Source organism: Bacillus sp. CCB-MMP212 (assembly GCF_022748145.1).
GTDB lineage: Bacteria > Bacillota > Bacilli > Bacillales > Bacillaceae_G > Bacillus_A > Bacillus_A cereus.
Genome location: NZ_JALDQE010000001.1, coordinates 420,249 through 437,623 on the forward strand (window position 1 = coordinate 420,249; position 17,375 = coordinate 437,623).

Sequence of the window (17,375 nt, forward strand, 5' to 3'; positions counted from 1 at the left end):
GATTAAACAAAAGAGGTATACCTTAATTGGTATACCTCTTTCAAACATAAAGTTTACATAATAATATTATTTAAGCAAATCTATATAACTTTTTGTATAACAAATTCAAATCTCTCCAACAATACGCTGTTTCTTCTACCCTTACTCTCTCTAAAAATTTCGTATCAATTTTTTCAGGGTTAAATTTTTCATAAAACTTTTTAGAAGGATTATTCGTAACAACCCAAACTAAAAGTGATTGCATATCATTGTTTATACAATCCGATAATAAAGCTTGAAATAACTTTTGTCCTATTTTCATTCCTTGATACTCTTGTAAAAGGTAGATTGCATATAATTCTCCATCACAATTATATGTACCAGTTCTTTCTACTCCCCCATCGACGAATCCAACTATGTCTCCATTTAAACTCTCTGCTACAAATCTAAATTGATGATTACCTTCTTTTTGAAAAATATCTTCCCATTGTTTTTCTCGTTTCTCATATGCTACATTATCTAGAATTTCGTCAGCAAATATCCCTTTATACGTTGTTTTCCAACTATCAACATGCACCTTTGCTATACCTGGTATATCATCCTTTATTGCTCTTCTAATATGTATTCCCATCATTTCTCCCCCTTGTTACTCATCATTATATCAATTTCATTCCTTAAAAATCCAAATAAAAAAGAGTGAATTCACTTCACTCTTTTTTATCACAATTATCTACTTTCCACTTCAACTGAAACTACTCGATCAATCTCTTTCAGGGAACTATATAACTCTGTTGTATATAAATCTTCTGGAGCTAAAATAACCATCTCCAGTTGCTGAAATGCTCCACTATCTATATCTTTAATTTTCACGCGTTTCACATGCATGCCTAAATTTTTAATTTGCTTAAATATACCATCTAACTCATGATGCTCTTTAACAGTAATTTTTATAGATAAATCCTTTTGTCTTAATGAATACGGTCCTGCAATTTTCACAAGTTGCGGAAGTACATTAATCGCTAAAATAATTAAAACCATAGCAACTGTCGCTTGTAAATAGAATCCCGCACCAATTGCGATCCCTAAAGCTGAAGCAGCCCACACCATAGAAGCTGTTGTTAATCCAGAAATAACATCATTACTTCTTCGTAAAATGACACCTGCGCCAAGAAAACCAATTCCACTAACAATTTGAGCGGCCAGTCGCATCGGATCCATATTTGTATGTCCTGGAACAGAATATACATGCACAGATTCAATTGAAACCATCGTAATTAAACAACTTGCTACAGAAATAACCATACTTGTTTTCACACCAAGTGGTTTATTCTTTAGCTGCCTATCTATCCCGATGAATAATCCTAAAAAGAGTGCTAAACCTAATTTGAGTAAAAATTCATATGACATATTTCCATTCTCCTTACTTTACAATGTTTCCCTTAGAATAACTCACTATAACTCTTTTATGATATCAATTCCAGTCTTTTCTATTCATTTAACGTAAAAAACCGAAAAAACATTTATAACGATGTTTCTCCGGCTTTTTATTACACTTTAGATTCTTCTTTATTTCTGATCTTTAATCTTAATTTCTGCATCTTTGTAGAATGCTAATTTACTGTCATTATACTCTTTTGTAAATTTGTTAAACTGCTCTTTGGACTTTTGTGCTTCCACATTTAATTCATTAACAGTTTTAACTTTTTCACCGATTTCTTTTAATTTCGTTTCTTTTACTTTTAATTTTTCATACAGTTCTTTTTCAGTCGCTAACACTTTCGTGTAATTTTCATTCATCTTTTTGAATGCATCATAACGATTTTTATACGACTCTTCTACTGCTTTTGCTTGTTTTTGTAACTTCTTATCTTCAATCTTCTCTATATTACTTTGAACAGATTTCGTTTCCTTCTGTGCTTTTTCTAGCATTTCTTTTTCACTTTTCAATACTTTTTCACGATCATCTACATTTGCAGTAGCTTGCTCTATTTTCTTCACAACTGCTTCATTATGATCTTTACCTTCTTGCAAAATTTGAGCATATAATTCTTGCCCTTGTTTCTCTAACTGCTCTAATTTTTTTGCTTCATCCACTAAAGATTTTTCTTGTGTTGCTGCTGTTTCAAAAGCTGTATATAGATTTTCTTCTGGCTTTTCACCGAAACAACCTGTTAAAAGTCCTACTGATAATGCTCCAACTACTGCTACTTTTCCATACTTCAACGTTCATTCCTCCATTACATACGGTTATCATGCCAGAAGTTCACTGGGAAGTGACTCTCTTCATGATAAGCTTCAAACTCATAACCCTTTTCTTTTAGCCCCTTTAAAATTGCTGGCACAGCAGCAACTGATTGCGGGTGAATATCATGCATTAAAATTACTTCCTGCGGTTTTGTTGCATTTGTTAATACGTTTTGAGCAATTTGTGCTGCAGCTGCATCAACTGGCATTTTATTGTATTTCCAATCTAATGAATCAATTGTCCAATCCCATACTTTAAATCCGCCTTCTACCACTTTATTTCGAAGACCTTCATTCAATCCAGGCATCGAACCATATGGAGGACGTGTTAATTTAGGTGATTTCCCAATAATATTAGCGATTAAACCTTGATCTTCTTTCATCTCATTTACATACTCGCCATTTTTATATAACTTTGCGAAATTATGTGTCATACTATGCATGCCTACATAATGACCCTCAGCATTTTCACGTTTCACTAAATCAGGAAATTCTTTGACATTCGCTCCAATTAAAAAGAACGTCGCCTTCGCATCATGTTGTTTTAGCGTATTTAATAATTCAGCCGTATATTTCCCTGGCCCATCGTCAAATGTAAGATAAGCAACTTTTCTTTCTTTTCCATTAAAACGACTTGGTGCCGTTTTATTCATTTCAACTTTCGGCTGTTCACTTGCAAGCTGCACTACATTTTCTTGTTTCGCAACAGCTTTTGCTGGTGAAGTAATTGATTGAAACATGTAATACCCAATAGCTACTGCGGCAATCGCTATTAAAACGACTACTATTTGTTTAATTTTTAAAGCTTTTTCCATTCTATCGAATTCCTCTCCCTATTAATCTTATATATAAATCGCCCAATATAATTATACATCTATTTATTTTTATTTCACCATGTAAACAGATTTTTTTGTATTATAATGGGAGTTTTATCAAAAGTATTGTTCCATGTGTTTATACGACTAAACATATCTCCATGAAGGTCCACCATTTTTTTGACGATAGCTAAGCACCTATTGTATGATTATTTATCTGCTAAAATAGCTGGTCAATATATGATACATGATCTTTCGCAATTACTATCTCTTCGTCTTTCACCTTAATCGCTTCATTGTGTATGAATATGTAATTGCATTTTGAACAGTCTTTCTTTAACCTGTTTCAATTTCCACCAATTCAATTGTTCTATAAATAGTGATAAATTGAATTTCCTTCCCTTCAACTTTAGGAGCTAATTTCCAAATAGTCCCCTCTAGTATATCGTATAATTACACCTTTTGTTTATATAAATTAAAATGATTTTAGTATAATTTTTCCGCAACAAAAAAACGTTATTAAAAAGTTGCTAATCCACTTCAAAAAAAAGATTGGCAAAAGCCAATCTTTTTTTATTATTCGTTTCGAACTGGTTTTGGCGTTACACCTAAATGATCATTTAATTTTTTTGAAATATCTTTTACATTTTTTTCATTTGGAATGTAATAATAAATACCACCGATACGTTTATCTGTACCTTCTATTTGCATTTTTTCCATTTCCAAATTAGATCCTGCCATATTTTTTGTAATGGCAAGCATATCGTCAAATGTTAAGTTCGTTTTCATGTTTTTATCAACCGCATCTAGTAAAGAGCCCATTTTGCTAATTGATTGAACAGACATCGCTTTTTTGGCAATTGCTTCTATTACAAGTTGCTGTCTCTGTCCACGCATTGCGTCACTATCAATTTTACGCGTTCTTGCAAGTGCAAGTGCTTGTTCTCCATTTAAATGTTGGTAACCTTTTTCTAAATGGATCATACCAGCTTGGTCTTTACTATCTTGTTCAGTGAAAGTAACTGGTACATCAATATCAATACCACCAATTGAATCGACAATTTGTACGAATGATTCAAAGTTAAACTTCACATAATAATCAACAGGGACATTTAAAAATCTTTCCACCGTATCGCGTGTGCTTTCTACGCCACCAAATACGTGAGCATGAGTAATTTTATCTAATTTTTTTCTAGTTGGAATATAAACACGTGAATCACGTGGAATACTTACTAGCTTAACAGACTTATCATCTTTATTAATTGTTGCTAATAAAAGTGCATCTGTTCGAACTGCTTCGCCATATTGGCTTTTTCTCATTTCACTTCCATCTACACCCATGATTAATATTGAAATATTATCCTTTAAAGGTTCAACTTCTTTATCACGCTTTGATGACTTTTCAATTTTCGCATACGCATCATTTACAACAGCTTTTGCTTTATTATATATAAACGAACCATATCCTACTCCTCCAAAAATAAGTAGGAAAAATGGAATTAATATGAACCATTTTATTGACTTTCTTTTAGAACGCTTTTTATTACTTCTCGTATTTTGTTCTAATTCAGAGCTCATACCCATTCGCCTCTCTTTCTCTTTACCAAGTATAATGTAAGTCTATTTATCTTCATATTGAATTTCCTTTCATTAACCTTACAATTTTGTAAGGTTACTACTAAAACCCAATATGTATTCCATTTCACATTATACTCTCGTACTTATTTTTGGCAAGTCACTATTTACCAATTTCAAAAATTTAGCACTTCGCAACATGCAAATTTATAAATTCATTAACTCTTTCATTTTAAATTAGGATATCTTTTTCCAGATAAACGATATGAATAAAGAGTCCAGCTAATGATAAAACCTCTATGAGTACAGTATATTTCACGTTATTATTTCTCAAACGGCGTATACATGCTTTTCTTCCCCTGATTATCAATAAAAGCCGACTTTGCTTTTATTTTCGTTTTTTCTACTTCCATGTCTTCATTTGAGAAGTTCACAATGATTTTAATATTTTTTCCATAAGAAACAGATTGTACTAGCTTATCTTCTGACAAATACGCAAAATTCGTCATCTCTTCTTTTACTGCTTTTTCATGAACTTCATTCCAAACTTTTAGATGCTCTGTAATTTCTTTTTTATGTTTATTCCACTCTACTTCATCTAAATGGTACAACGGAGGAACATTATACAATAATTCAGACAGCATTCGATTTCCAACTTCATCTTTTACCTTTAAACTTCCCCATTCCCAATGATGCGTTGTAATAACGGAATCATTGTATACTAATTTATATAATGGTACCGAATATACTGGGTTTAAATACACTTGTTTATATTCTTCTTTCAATGGTACTTGTTTTGCATATTTTTCGGGAACATTTTGATTTGGTGACCAATATCCACCGACATAATACGGACTTGTTTTATTTTTCCGCATATCTTCATCGTCCCATTTAATAACAGGTGTTTCAATTCCGTGTGCAAATGCAATCGTACTACTAGCAAAATCATTTCCACCTTCAGAACCAACGACCATACCCTTTTCTTGTGCAATGTAGTCCATTCGTTTTAAACGTGCTTTTAAATCTTGCTCTTGTGTCGTTATATGTTTCGCTGAATAGTCATCGTAAATTTCACCTGTCGCATCACAATCAATAAACCATGAATTATATTTAGGACCATTTTGTAATATATCATTCATGCGTTCCTTTACACTAGGCAGCGATAAAGTCGGGTTTAACTTGCGACCTCTGCCTAAAAAGCCTTGCACCTTTTCTCCGTTTTTCTTCGTTACAGTAGCCTCTTCATATAATGATGGGTCATTAAAGGATGCTGTGTTCCAATTTTTATCACTTTTTTCGTGAATGGAATGATATGAATCATACGGACCAACTAAATACCCCATTTCCTTCGCTTTTGTCACGAAATTAGGTTGCATAAATCCTTGTTCCCAATTCGGCAGACCAATCCACGCTTTTTCTATTCCTACCTCTTTCATTTCCTTTAGTATGTCCGTTCCATCTGCATTACCCCATTTACTTACCTCTTCAACCGCATCACCAAGTAGCGACTTTAATAAATGCTTATTTAAGCTATACAATTCTGTGTTCGTTAAGTGACCTACACCTTTCTTTAATAGCACACTAGCTTCCTGATCAACGTTTTGAAAAATATCCTCTTTATAAAATTCCTTCATGGATAATACTTCGTTTATATAACGTAAAATAACATTTTTTTGATACTTATCAATGAAATCTTGTTTACTTACTTGATCTAATACATTCAGTTCCCCAGGCTCTGAACTATTCTTTTGAATAAGTTCTCTTATATGACTAAACAGCGGGCTATTTATTTGCTCCCTTAGTTTTGGCCAATTTATATTATTTTCTGATAAACCATTTTGATTCCAAAAATAAAAATGCGCCGCTCCATATAACTTTTCGATTTCTTTATTTTTTCTAGCCTTTTCTTGTAATGTTTTAAATTCACCTTTTCGAACAATATCATCCTTATACAGTTTAGCAATGCTTACCGCATCATTATTTGTCACATATAATTGAAATCCATATGTTTTATTTTTATTTATGCTCGGAAATTCATGTGTAAAATCAAATCCTATTTTCGGATCCGAATGAAATTTCAATTCATTATTAAACATATTGTTTGCAATATATACAATTGAATATTTCGAACCATTTAAAGCGAAAAACTTCATAGAAAATGATTCAGCAAATGAATATGCATCATCCTTTAAAAACTTCTTCCAATTCTCATCATTGCTCGGAATTTGCTTACCCTCCCATAACGGAAGTGTATAATTTTCAGCTTCTACTTTCGGCCATGTAAAGCTTTCTGCACCAGTCGATTCCACTTCAATGTTTAAGTGGTCTTTTTTCTTTTCTAATTTTATTTTTACTTTTTGATCTGGATATTCCCACGATGTACGATCCTTTTCTTTTTTTACATTCGATACCTTCATTTTCGGTAGGGGTTGTGATGCCTGTTCCTTTACCCCCTCATGTTCTACAGTTAATGTGAATGTTTCTGGATTTACATCATAAGTAAAATCTTTATACGTCGATTTCTTTATTTTAGACTCTTGTACAGCATTACTACCTTTTACGTCACAACCGACTAAAGTCGAAAATGGCATAGTTGTTAGAAGACATATCGCTATCATTTTTTTCATCCTCTGCACCTCCACCAATGAATATACAGGTGGTTTGTTACAGGAATGTGGCAAAAAATAATAGAGCTAGCATTTTGCTAGCTCTATTTGGAGTATTAAAAATTGATATGAACAACTATAATTCGCTTAGAAGATATGTAATACAGTAACTGCATTTTTTCTCAACAATTATGAAACTAAACAAATCAAAATTTTAACAAGCATTCTTTAACTGAAAAAATAAGTGTATACAATGTATCCTAAAAGTAGTACTAAAATGATTATCCCTGTACCTTTCCAATTCATACCGCCTGCTATAACAACTGGACTACCTGTTTCCGCTCTATTGAGTCCGTCATGTAAAGAACCCGTAGGATTACTTTTTAATTCACTTTGTCTCATACGCTCTCTTTTTTCTTCTGGTGACTCTTTATTCATTTAATCACCTCCAAAATGAATGCACTCTTTACTTACATTATTCAAAATCAACATTTGTTTTATATTTTTTTCCGAAAAAACCTAATTTAAAATAGGTTTGCAACGTAAAGAAAGCTAGCCATGCCAGCTTTCTTTACGATCCAATATGCTCTTCCTTATTTACAATAATACCTTTATGGTCGATTTCAAGCTCACATACTTTCATATCTGTAAATACTCTCGCTAATTGCTCAGCGATTTCTTGACGTTTCTCATATGGCGTTAATATAAAAATAGATGGTCCCGCACCGCTAAGTGCTGTACCGTACGCACCAAATTCTTTTGCGCATTTACGAATAGATGGTAATAACGGTACGAGTTCTAAACGATATGGCTCGTGAAAATGGTCTCTCTCCATCATTTCACCTACAACTTCCCACCGCTTTTGACATAATGCAGCTACTAATACGTTACTTATCGCACTAGCTTTAACTGCCTCATGAAACGGAAACATCTTTGGTAATACAGAGCGACTTTCATCTGTATTTAATTCTTCATTCGGAATAAGAGAAATTACCCCTAATTCCTTGCTCTCAATTCTTACGACGGAAATATCCTTTCCATCAAGTGCTCCGATTACAGTTCCACCTAATATAGAAGCAGCAACATTATCAGGATGTCCTTCAAAATTTGTAGCAATTTGAACTTTTTGATCAGCAGTTAAGTTCAAATTGCCTAGTTGATTCGCAAGCTCTATCCCAGCTACAATCGCTGATGCACTACTTCCTAGCCCTCTTGTTAATGGGATATTACTAGTAACTTCTATTATATGGGGTGATATAGAAGGACATACTTTACATGCCGTGCTAACGATTAAATTTTTATCGTCTGTCGGAATTGATTCTTCAAAGGAATGGATTACTTGCCATTTATCAGCTTTTTCTTTAACCACCACATCTAAATACAATGACAAAGCTATTCCAACTGAATCAAATCCAGGACCAACATTCGCCGTACTAGCAGGGACACGAACACTTAATGGTATCACGACATAATCACCCCTTTAATATGATCTTTAATTTGTTCTATATCATTTGACACACTTGCGATGTCTAGTTGATTTGAAGAAATAGCGATATCAGGATCCTTCAAACCATTTCCAGTTAATACTGCAACAACTGTTTCTCCCTTTTTGATTTTTCCAGATTTAACATGTTTAATTACGCCGGCTAATGAAGCATTTGATCCTGGTTCAGCGAAAACTCCTTCAGTTTTTGCCAATAACCTATACGCATGTAAAATTTCTTCATCTGATACCATATCTATTTCACCACAAGACTGCTCGGCAGCCTCTACTGCATACGACCAACTTGCTGGGTTACCAATGCGAATTGCTGTTGCAATTGTTTCAGGCTCTTCAATTACATGCCCTTTTACAATTGCCGCTGCTCCTTCTGCTTCAAAGCCATGAATTCTTGGCTTCTTATAACCTTTTTCTTTCTCATATTCACAGAAGCCTTTCCAATATGCTGTAATATTCCCTGCGTTCCCAACAGGGATAGCTAGAACATCTGGTGCATTTTGCAATTGGTCACAAATTTCAAATGCTGCTGTTTTTTGTCCTTCAATTCGATAAGGATTCACTGAATTTACTAATGTAATCGGCTCTTCTGCAGCAATATTTCTTACAGCCTTAAGTGCATCATCGAAATTCCCTTCTATTGAAATAATTTCAGCTCCATAAGCGACCGCTTGCGCTAATTTTCCATGCGCAATCTTTCCTTCAGGGATTACGATTATACATTTCATCCCAAGACGTGCCGCATATGCTGCAGCTGATGCTGATGTATTACCTGTTGATGCACAAATGATTGCTTCTGAACCTTCTTCTTTCGCCTTAGCAACTGCCATCACCATACCACGATCTTTAAAAGAACCTGTCGGATTCGCTCCTTCGTACTTACCATATAGCTGAATCCCTAATTGCTTTGATATATTTAATAACGGAATAAGAGGTGTGTTTCCTTCCATTAAACTGACATCAGGTGTGTTTTCATTCACCGGTAAATAAGAAGCATATTGTTTTAATAGTCCTTTATACATATTGTTTTTCCTCCTCAATAATGTAGTAACTGTTTATTTCACTTGCAACAGCTTCTATCGCTCCTAAAACTCGTTCGAATTGATACTTGGAAGTTCGATGTGTCACAACAACAACTTCTGCCAGTTCACGGTTTAAAGGTAATTGAATAACTTCTTTTAAACTTACAGAGTAATTAACGAAACATTCTGTTATTTTTTGTAACATCCCAGGCTCATCTCGTAATGAAATACGCAAGAAATATTTCGAAACTACTTCTTCATCACCTTGTAATTCATAAGGAACTGGTTCTTTTAACGCACTTTTATTTTTCGGCACTTGATTCATATTTTTAACGATGGAAATAATATCACTTACTACAGCAGAACCAGTTGGCAACTTTCCAGCTCCAGGTCCGTAAAACATTACTTCTCCTACCGCTTGACCGTGAACATATACTGCATTAAATTCATTATTTACATTCGATAATGGATGACGACTTGGTAAAAGTGTCGGTTCTACACTTAAATGAATGGCTGATCCTTGTTTTTCTGCTTTCCCAATTAACTTCATAGTAAATCCTAACTTTTCAGCCATTTGTAAATCTTCTTTTTCAACCTTTCGAATCCCTCTTACTTGCACATCATCTAATGAAACATTCATCGAAAAACCTAAGTTTGCAAGAATTGCTACCTTTCGCGCCGCATCTAGTCCATCTACATCTGCTGTCGGATCCGATTCTGCAAAACCTAATTTTTGTGCTTCCTGTAAAGCCTCTTCATAAGACCACCCATTTTGACTCATTTTTGTTAACATATAATTTGTTGTACCATTTACAATTCCCATTATTTTTTCAATTTGATCTGATGCTAGCCCGTCAGTTAGTCCTCTTAACACTGGAATACCGCCTGCTACGCTCGCTTCATAACATAAATCACAATCATTATCGTTTGCCAGTTGAAGAAGCTCTGCACCATATACAGCCATTAAATCTTTATTTGCTGTTACGACATGTTTTTTATTTTCTAAAGCCTTAACAATATGCTGTTTTGCTTCTTCAATTCCGCCCATTACCTCTACTACAATATCAATATTTGAATCATTTAGAACTTCATCTGCATGACTTGTGACTGCAATTCCGTCAATACAAACATCGCGTTCTTTTTCCAAATCACGTACAACGACTGTTTTCACTTTCACTTCGTATCCTGTATCAAGAGCGATTTTTTTATAATGTTCTTTCAAAATATGAACAACACCACTTCCGACCGTGCCTAAACCTAATACCCCAACATTTATAACGTTATTCATCTTCTAATCTCCTCCTAAAAGTTTAATTGTTACACCTATAAATCACCTTACTCTGCTTTTTTGTCATGCAGGTGGTGGTTATTTCCGTACTTATAAATAGTTTCATGTTACCGCACCTCCCTTCAAAGTAATAAAAAAACACACCCATCCCTAGGAAAGGGACGAATGTGTTTTCGTGGTTCCACCCTTGTTCCAATCTAGACGTATTTCTCCCTAGATTGCTCAAGTTCAGATAACGGCTGATACCGTCAATAATTACTAGATTACTCGTTCACTATTGAAGTTCAAAGGTGGTAAAATCATTTCTCGTGTTAGGAAGCTCACACCCTTGGCTTCCCTCTCTGTAAACCGTAAAAATGATTTCTTGTCCTTATCGTTACTTTTTCGTTCATGTTTATTTGTTAACTCATTATACTCGCATAAAAAACAAAATCAACACTATTTTTTAATTATTTTAAATTTTCAATCCCTAAAACCGTAAAAAAACACACTCATCCCTAGGAAAGGGACGAATGTGTTTTCGTGGTTCCACCCTTGTTCCAACCTAGACGTATTTCTTCCTAGATTGCTCAAGTTCAGATAACGGCTGATACCGTCAATAATTACTAGATTACTCGTTCACTATTGAAGTTCAAAGGTGGTAAAACCATTTCTCGTGTTAGGAAGCTCACACCCTAGACTTCCCTCTCTGTAAACCGTAAAAATGATTTCTTGTCCTTATCGTTACTTTTTCGTTCATGTCTATTTGTTAACTTATTATAGTTATCAACTTTTTAAAAAGCAAGCCTATTTTTACTAACTATTTTCAAGAATTTTTTTTATAATATTTTACAATAGCATTATGCAACCGCCACTCAATTTACCTATTTTGTTATTTCTCCATTTTATAAATCAACGGTTCATATATAAATTCCCCATTCTAAAACCCGTACATATCCGCTCTACAAAACTATATTAATAAAATTTCTAATACAATCTTTTTGTATAACTTTCTTCTAAAGAACGTGCAACATCTTCTTCTGAAGTATTCACTTTCGCATGCTCCAGCAACATTTTTGCTGCTGAAGGTAACTCTTTTTTATTTAACCAAGATTCTGGATCCCACATCTTAGAACGAATAAAAGCTTTTGCACAATGAATATAACACTCTTCTATTTCAACAACAATTCCAAGCAACGGATTGCGTCCATTCGCCTGCATTTCTTTCAAAATTTCTTCGTCGTTTATAATATACGCTCGGCCATTTATTCTGAGTGTCTCCCCAAGACCTGGAATAAAAAAGATTAGTCCTACACGTGGATTTGAAATAATATTCAAAATGGAGTCTATACGACGATTTCCTGGTCTTTCTGGAATGATAATTTTATTATTATTGAGTACGTATACAAATCCAGGTGCGTCTCCTCGCGGCGAGGCATCACACTCCCCCAACTTATTTGCAGTAGATAATACTAGAAAAGGAGATTTAGAAAGAAAATCTACACAATGGTGGTCTAATGATGAAATAACTTTTTTCAATGCTCGCTCACTTGGTTGCCCCAATATTTTCCGTAACTCTTCCTCTGTTGAAATAATCGATTTTATTTCCGTACGCTCTATCCCCACTTATAACCACTCCTTTTTCTTTATTTTCCCAAAATTCAATACAAATATTGTATAATAAAATTTGAGGAAAGGGGAATTAAAATGACAGAGTGGTTAAGAATATTTGATCCTGAAAGAAATACACTTGGGAAGAAATTACGTGATGAAGTGCATCGTGACGGCGATTGGCACGAAACATTTCATTGCTGGTTTGTAGAAAAAGATAATGAAGATATGTTTTTATATTTCCAATTACGCTCTAAAAATAAAAAAGAAGCTCCATGTATATGGGATATTACTTCAGCTGGACATATTATGCATGATGAAGATGTACAAATTGGTGGCCTTCGTGAAATTGAGGAAGAATTAGGGCTTTCCTTTCAAACTAATGATTTAACATACAAGGGAATCTTTAAAATAGATTATGAAATTTCAAATCTTACTGATCGCGAGTTTTGTCATATGTATTTTCACAACGTCATCAATCCACTTCCATTCGCACCAGGTGAAGAAGTAGACGATGTGATGAAAGTACATGCAACTTCTTTTCTACAACTATTAAAAGGAGAGATTTCATCTTTAACGACTATTTCAGTCTTAAACAATACACCGATTACGATAACATTTGAAGATATTTATCCGTATGATCTTGCATACTATGAATTTGTTATAGAGCAAGGAAAAGAATTATTAAAAAATAATAGTTAATAAATAAAATAGGACTCCTAGCAAAATATTGCGTAGAGTCCTATTTTTTTATTATTGTTCAAGTATTTTTAATCTACTCTCTACTTGTATAAATAAACGAATGATTAATAACAGCATAACCACTATAATCGCTATTATTGTATGTGGATATCTAAACAGTATACTAATAACACTTCCAATTAACAGCATGATAAATCCGTTTTGCTTCATCACTTCTGCACTATACCTGTTACCCGCATCCCATAATTCCTTATTTTTCATAGATCGTTTCGTACGATAACCATATGCCGCATTAATATCGGTCGGTGGATTTTTTTGAAGAATAATTGCCGCAAGTATAAAAATAATACCAATCAATATGCTTATTCCTATGTTTACTAGTGCATCAATCAATTATATCCCCCCTAACTTACACTTTCATTATACGACACAACCCTTATTTTTTCCAATTTATAACACATTCACTTTCTTTCTTTCGATGTCTGGAACATACTTGGAAGTGTTACAAAACGTGCCCCTTTCGTTTTTAACTGCGGAATGATTTTGTCTAGTGCATCAACAGATCCTTGTAAATGCCCACCTGGAGTAGAATGCTGCAGTATGACACTACCTGGAAATGAATTCCCTAACACATTATTTGTAATCGTATCGGCACTTACACCTTTCCAATCAACTGTATCAACACTCCACTGTACAATCATAAAATTTTGCTCAGTTGCCCAATTCAATTGATTTTCAAGTATTTCACCATACGGTGGACGTATAAATTTAGGAGCATAGCCGGCTAAACGTTTTAATATTTCTTCCGTTTTTATAATTTGATTACGATACTCAGCGTCATTTACTTTCGCTAAATTCGGATGACTGTACGTATGATTACCAATTACATGCCCTTCATTTGCAATACGCTTTACTACATTCGGAAATTTTTCTGCGTTTTCACCAAGTAAGAAAAAAGTAGCTTTTACATTATGTTGTTTTAACTTATCTAATATTTTTGGCGTGAATTCTGAATCTGGTCCATCATCAAATGTAAGAGCTACTTCCGCTTTATTATACGGTCCTGAAAATGCGTACGCATATTTTTCAACCCATGTAAATGGTGTCCACGATCCACGATCATCTACTTTCATTTGTACTTCATAGCTTTGAGGGATATATGCGTATGGCAATGCGCTTATATAGTCTCCATAATAAAATGAGTTATATGGCATATAAGCATACGAAACATCTCGTTCTAGTCCCCATTGATATGGAGCAAACATTTCTGGCGAATAAAAATAATACATGATAAAAAACCTCCCTAAATTTTCATATGTGATTCATCTGCACTTTGTTAGAGAAATTGTTATTCATAAACAAAAATAAGACTGTCCTTAATTAGGACAGTCTTACTGCTTACTATTATTAATAAATCGATGTACTATCTTTTGGCAAAGCTTTCACATGTTTTAAATAGTTCGTCACTTTATCATCATCATCTTGCGGATATTGATATTCATATTTGTTAGCGATTTCGTTCGCCACTTCCCTAAATAAATCACCCATGACAAAGAATGACTCCCATATGTTTTCATATTCTGCATTAGAAAATGTTCTTTTAAATTGCACCCACATATCTTTTTCAATATATTGCTCGAAATGCTTTCCAAACTTCCCTGCATTAACTGTAAAATCTGTTTTCATACCAATATACCATTCTAGCATTACGATGAACATATCTCGCACTGGTCCCTCCAGCATTCCTTTTGCATAAGAAAGCTCTTCTCTCCATAGCCCTTTTGCCACATTCGTACTACACCACCAAAATTCATTACAACAATCCAAAAACTCTTTTTCTGTAGGCTTTTTTATTAAGTAATCTTTATCGCTTGCTGGCGGGAATCCTTCCATACAATTATCTTTATCGAGAAGTAATTTACTTAAACTATCTTGTCCAACGAACTTTTTTATTAACTCAACTGGAACTAGCGTTAAATCAATCCGATTCCCATCCATGAACTGCATTAAATACGGAAACTTCCCATCTTCATCTGGTTGAACTAACGACATTTCTTCTGGCATTTGTACTATCATTATTTCTCCAAATCTATGAACCCAATTATGATTAGACGTAAAAGATTGTATATCATTTACAACATACATAATATCATAGTCTTGAAAACAATCTCTTTTCACATTTGGATTTACACGCGATCCATTCATGATAACTGCTCGAATTCTTCCATCCTCTTTTGCTGTATTAATAATTAAGTCTAGCATTTCTTTTTCAGTTCTCATCTACTTATAGCCTCCAATTTTTTGATATATAATATAGCGTTATGTATGTCGGAGGCCCACGAGCTAATCTCGTTATACAAGATACATGTTATAATTTTTCAAACATCTTTTTCATTCTATCTATCTCCTTACCTCATTCTTTTACGATTGCCATTACAAATCCATCGTATCCCTTACTTCCGACAGTTTGAAGCGCTGTAGCACTAACACGTGGCTCAGCAGCTATTAATTCATAGAAACGACGTATCCCTTGTACACGAGGATCGGTACTAGTATTGTCAATAACTTCTCCTTCACGTACTACGTTATCCCCAATAATTACAGTACCCGGTCGTGATAGTTTTAGTGCCCATTCAAAATAAGCAGGGTTATTTTGTTTATCAGCATCTATAAAAATAAAATCAAACGGTTCATACTTCTCGTTTTCTATTTGTTGTAAAGAATCTAACGCTAATCCTGTTCGTATTTCAATTTTATCAGTCAAATTAGCACGCTCAATATTGCTACGTGCAATTTCAGCATGTTTTTCACTTGCTTCCAATGTAACAACTCGGCCTCCAGATGGCAATGCTCTAGCAAGCCATATCGTGCTATACCCGCCTAGCGTGCCAATTTCTAAAACATTACGAGCCCCTTGAATTTGTACTAACAGTTGTAAAAACTTCCCTTGCATTGGTGATACATCATGTGCTGGCAAATTAGCTGCAACATTAGTTTGAAGAACCCCTTCTAATGTAGAATCTTTCGGTATTAATACATCACTCATATATTGATCAACAGCCGTCCATTTCTCAATTGTACTCATGTAAATACCATCCCTTTCAATTTCCCAATGCTTTCTACCATTCACTTTTAATTATACCGAAAATTCTGTCTCCAATACAAAAAATAAAGAAGGTACATCTACCCCTTACAGAATAGATATCCCTTCTTTTAAAGTTAAATTTACTTCCTATGGATTAGTAGACCAAAGCCCAGCAGATTTAATAAATGTACGTTTATTTAATTTCAGCTGCGCTACGATAAATTCTGCAATATCTTCTGCTTGCATTACTTTATCAGGGTTTCCATCAGTTAATCCTAAATCTACAGCCATATCAGTCGCTACTGTACTTGGAGTTAAAGCTGTTACACGAATGTTATGTTTGCGAACTTCCATCGCTAACGATTCTGTTAGGCCAAGGACACCAAATTTAGAAGCACTATATGCACTTGTTACAGGTGCACCTTTTTGTCCTGCTGTAGATGAAATGTTAATGATATCACCAGATTGTTGTTCAATCATGCTCGGTAAAGCAGCACGAGTTGCATAATATACACCCATTAAGTTTACTTGAATGATTTTTTCCCAATCAGCAACATCTAATTCTAAAAACTTACCGAACTTAGAAATACCAGCGTTATTAATTAAAATATCGATAGATCCTAAACCATTTTTTAACGTTTCAATCGCAGTAGTCACTTCTTCGTATGAAGAAACATCAGCAGTTGCAATAACAGCTTTTACACCTTCTGCTTCTACTTCTTTCGCTACAGCTTTTAAGTTTTCTTCTGAACGAGCTAATAGTCCTACATTTACGCCTTCTTTCGCTAATGCGATTGCGACAGCGCGACCAATCCCTCTACCTGCTCCTGTAATTAAAGCATTTTTGCCTTGTAATAATTCTGCCAAGTATAACACTCCTTAATCATCTCAGTTATGTATTATATTAAAATTGTATCTATGTTTATGTAAAAAGGCAATGATGCACTTTCATGTGCGTAGGTTACTTGTAG

At 34.1% G+C, this 17,375-nt stretch carries 17 protein-coding genes and 2 other annotated features; of the genes, 1 reads left to right on the forward strand and 16 read right to left on the reverse strand.

Annotation, left to right across the window (positions count from 1 at the left end):
* Positions 1 to 70: 70 nt before the first annotated feature.
* The 11 genes from MRP26_RS02175 to MRP26_RS02225 all read right to left on the reverse strand — a co-directional run bounded on the left by MRP26_RS02175 (position 71) and on the right by MRP26_RS02225 (position 12,632).
* Complete coding sequence (locus MRP26_RS02175; RefSeq protein WP_053564715.1) at positions 71 to 613, reverse strand: GNAT family N-acetyltransferase; 543 nt, start codon at positions 611 to 613, stop codon at positions 71 to 73.
* A 92-nt stretch (positions 614 to 705) separates the two neighbouring features.
* Positions 706 to 1,386, reverse strand: a complete 681-nt coding sequence (locus MRP26_RS02180) for an MgtC/SapB family protein (RefSeq protein ID WP_000119510.1) — start codon at positions 1,384 to 1,386, stop codon at positions 706 to 708.
* Between the two features lie 159 nt (positions 1,387 to 1,545).
* Positions 1,546 to 2,202: a YkyA family protein gene (locus MRP26_RS02185; RefSeq protein WP_000873563.1), complete on the reverse strand. Its 657-nt coding sequence runs from the start codon at positions 2,200 to 2,202 to the stop codon at positions 1,546 to 1,548.
* A 14-nt stretch (positions 2,203 to 2,216) separates the two neighbouring features.
* The gene (locus tag MRP26_RS02190; RefSeq protein ID WP_000409482.1) at positions 2,217 to 3,038 is read right to left on the reverse strand and encodes a peptidoglycan-N-acetylglucosamine deacetylase; all 822 of its coding nucleotides are present in this window, start codon (positions 3,036 to 3,038) and stop codon (positions 2,217 to 2,219) included.
* A gap of 576 nt (positions 3,039 to 3,614) precedes the next feature.
* The gene (locus tag MRP26_RS02195; RefSeq protein WP_002093954.1) at positions 3,615 to 4,616 is read right to left on the reverse strand and encodes an LCP family protein; all 1,002 of its coding nucleotides are present in this window, start codon (positions 4,614 to 4,616) and stop codon (positions 3,615 to 3,617) included.
* 320 nt (positions 4,617 to 4,936) lie between these two features.
* Positions 4,937 to 7,240 (reverse strand): glycoside hydrolase, encoded by a 2,304-nt coding sequence (locus MRP26_RS02200; RefSeq protein WP_161114599.1) that lies wholly within the window; start codon positions 7,238 to 7,240, stop codon positions 4,937 to 4,939.
* 207 nt (positions 7,241 to 7,447) lie between these two features.
* Positions 7,448 to 7,657, reverse strand: coding sequence for a DUF6366 family protein (locus MRP26_RS02205; RefSeq protein WP_197241792.1), 210 nt, complete (start codon positions 7,655 to 7,657; stop codon positions 7,448 to 7,450).
* 133 nt (positions 7,658 to 7,790) lie between these two features.
* Positions 7,791 to 8,684 (reverse strand): homoserine kinase, encoded by an 894-nt coding sequence (thrB, locus tag MRP26_RS02210; RefSeq protein ID WP_000612682.1) that lies wholly within the window; start codon positions 8,682 to 8,684, stop codon positions 7,791 to 7,793.
* Positions 8,681 to 9,739: a threonine synthase gene (gene thrC, locus MRP26_RS02215; RefSeq protein WP_053564718.1), complete on the reverse strand. Its 1,059-nt coding sequence runs from the start codon at positions 9,737 to 9,739 to the stop codon at positions 8,681 to 8,683. The genes thrB and thrC overlap by 4 nt, the downstream gene beginning before the upstream one ends.
* Positions 9,732 to 11,027: a homoserine dehydrogenase gene (locus MRP26_RS02220; protein WP_001066894.1), complete on the reverse strand. Its 1,296-nt coding sequence runs from the start codon at positions 11,025 to 11,027 to the stop codon at positions 9,732 to 9,734. The genes thrC and MRP26_RS02220 overlap by 8 nt, the downstream gene beginning before the upstream one ends.
* Before the next feature lie 154 nt (positions 11,028 to 11,181).
* Positions 11,182 to 11,413, reverse strand: a binding site (T-box leader).
* 115 nt (positions 11,414 to 11,528) lie between these two features.
* Positions 11,529 to 11,760: a binding site (T-box leader), on the reverse strand.
* 233 nt (positions 11,761 to 11,993) lie between these two features.
* Entirely contained in the window at positions 11,994 to 12,632 is a 639-nt protein-coding gene (locus MRP26_RS02225; RefSeq protein ID WP_053564719.1) for a pyridoxamine 5'-phosphate oxidase family protein, read from the reverse strand.
* A gap of 81 nt (positions 12,633 to 12,713) precedes the next feature.
* On the opposite strand from MRP26_RS02225, the gene MRP26_RS02230 reads away from it, so the two are divergent.
* On the forward strand, positions 12,714 to 13,319 hold the full coding sequence (locus MRP26_RS02230) for an NUDIX hydrolase (RefSeq protein ID WP_088025285.1): 606 nt from the start codon (positions 12,714 to 12,716) through the stop codon (positions 13,317 to 13,319).
* A gap of 51 nt (positions 13,320 to 13,370) precedes the next feature.
* Here MRP26_RS02230 and MRP26_RS02235 read toward each other — a convergent pair whose 3' ends face one another.
* The 5 genes from MRP26_RS02235 to MRP26_RS02255 all read right to left on the reverse strand — a co-directional run bounded on the left by MRP26_RS02235 (position 13,371) and on the right by MRP26_RS02255 (position 17,271).
* Positions 13,371 to 13,709, reverse strand: coding sequence for an SdpI family protein (locus tag MRP26_RS02235; protein WP_140155565.1), 339 nt, complete (start codon positions 13,707 to 13,709; stop codon positions 13,371 to 13,373).
* A 71-nt stretch (positions 13,710 to 13,780) separates the two neighbouring features.
* Positions 13,781 to 14,608, reverse strand: a complete 828-nt coding sequence (locus MRP26_RS02240) for a peptidoglycan-N-acetylglucosamine deacetylase (RefSeq protein WP_053564721.1) — start codon at positions 14,606 to 14,608, stop codon at positions 13,781 to 13,783.
* 118 nt (positions 14,609 to 14,726) lie between these two features.
* Entirely contained in the window at positions 14,727 to 15,599 is an 873-nt protein-coding gene (locus tag MRP26_RS02245) for an aminoglycoside 6-adenylyltransferase (protein ID WP_001258527.1), read from the reverse strand.
* A 133-nt stretch (positions 15,600 to 15,732) separates the two neighbouring features.
* Positions 15,733 to 16,404 carry an O-methyltransferase gene (locus MRP26_RS02250; protein ID WP_053565514.1) on the reverse strand — a complete coding sequence of 224 codons (672 nt, stop codon included), beginning with the start codon at positions 16,402 to 16,404 and terminating at the stop codon, positions 15,733 to 15,735.
* Between the two features lie 147 nt (positions 16,405 to 16,551).
* Positions 16,552 to 17,271 (reverse strand): 3-ketoacyl-ACP reductase, encoded by a 720-nt coding sequence (locus MRP26_RS02255; protein WP_000818985.1) that lies wholly within the window; start codon positions 17,269 to 17,271, stop codon positions 16,552 to 16,554.
* Between the last annotated feature and the right edge of the window lie 104 nt (positions 17,272 to 17,375).

Excerpts from the sequence above, each read along its gene's own strand:
- MRP26_RS02175 (WP_053564715.1), bottom strand. The coding sequence starts at position 613 with ATGATGGGAATACATATTAGAAGAGCAATAAAGGATGATATACCAGGT.
- MRP26_RS02180 (WP_000119510.1), bottom strand. The coding sequence starts at position 1,386 with ATGTCATATGAATTTTTACTCAAATTAGGTTTAGCACTCTTTTTAGGA.
- MRP26_RS02190 (WP_000409482.1), bottom strand. The coding sequence starts at position 3,038 with ATGGAAAAAGCTTTAAAAATTAAACAAATAGTAGTCGTTTTAATAGCG.
- MRP26_RS02195 (WP_002093954.1), bottom strand. The coding sequence starts at position 4,616 with ATGAGCTCTGAATTAGAACAAAATACGAGAAGTAATAAAAAGCGTTCT.
- MRP26_RS02200 (WP_161114599.1), bottom strand. The coding sequence starts at position 7,240 with ATGAAAAAAATGATAGCGATATGTCTTCTAACAACTATGCCATTTTCG.
- MRP26_RS02205 (WP_197241792.1), bottom strand. The coding sequence starts at position 7,657 with ATGAATAAAGAGTCACCAGAAGAAAAAAGAGAGCGTATGAGACAAAGT.
- thrC (WP_053564718.1), bottom strand. The coding sequence starts at position 9,739 with ATGTATAAAGGACTATTAAAACAATATGCTTCTTATTTACCGGTGAAT.
- MRP26_RS02220 (WP_001066894.1), bottom strand. The coding sequence starts at position 11,027 with ATGAATAACGTTATAAATGTTGGGGTATTAGGTTTAGGCACGGTCGGA.
- MRP26_RS02230 (WP_088025285.1), top strand. The coding sequence starts at position 12,714 with ATGACAGAGTGGTTAAGAATATTTGATCCTGAAAGAAATACACTTGGG.
- MRP26_RS02240 (WP_053564721.1), bottom strand. The coding sequence starts at position 14,608 with ATGTATTATTTTTATTCGCCAGAAATGTTTGCTCCATATCAATGGGGA.
- MRP26_RS02245 (WP_001258527.1), bottom strand. The coding sequence starts at position 15,599 with ATGAGAACTGAAAAAGAAATGCTAGACTTAATTATTAATACAGCAAAA.
- MRP26_RS02250 (WP_053565514.1), bottom strand. The coding sequence starts at position 16,404 with ATGAGTACAATTGAGAAATGGACGGCTGTTGATCAATATATGAGTGAT.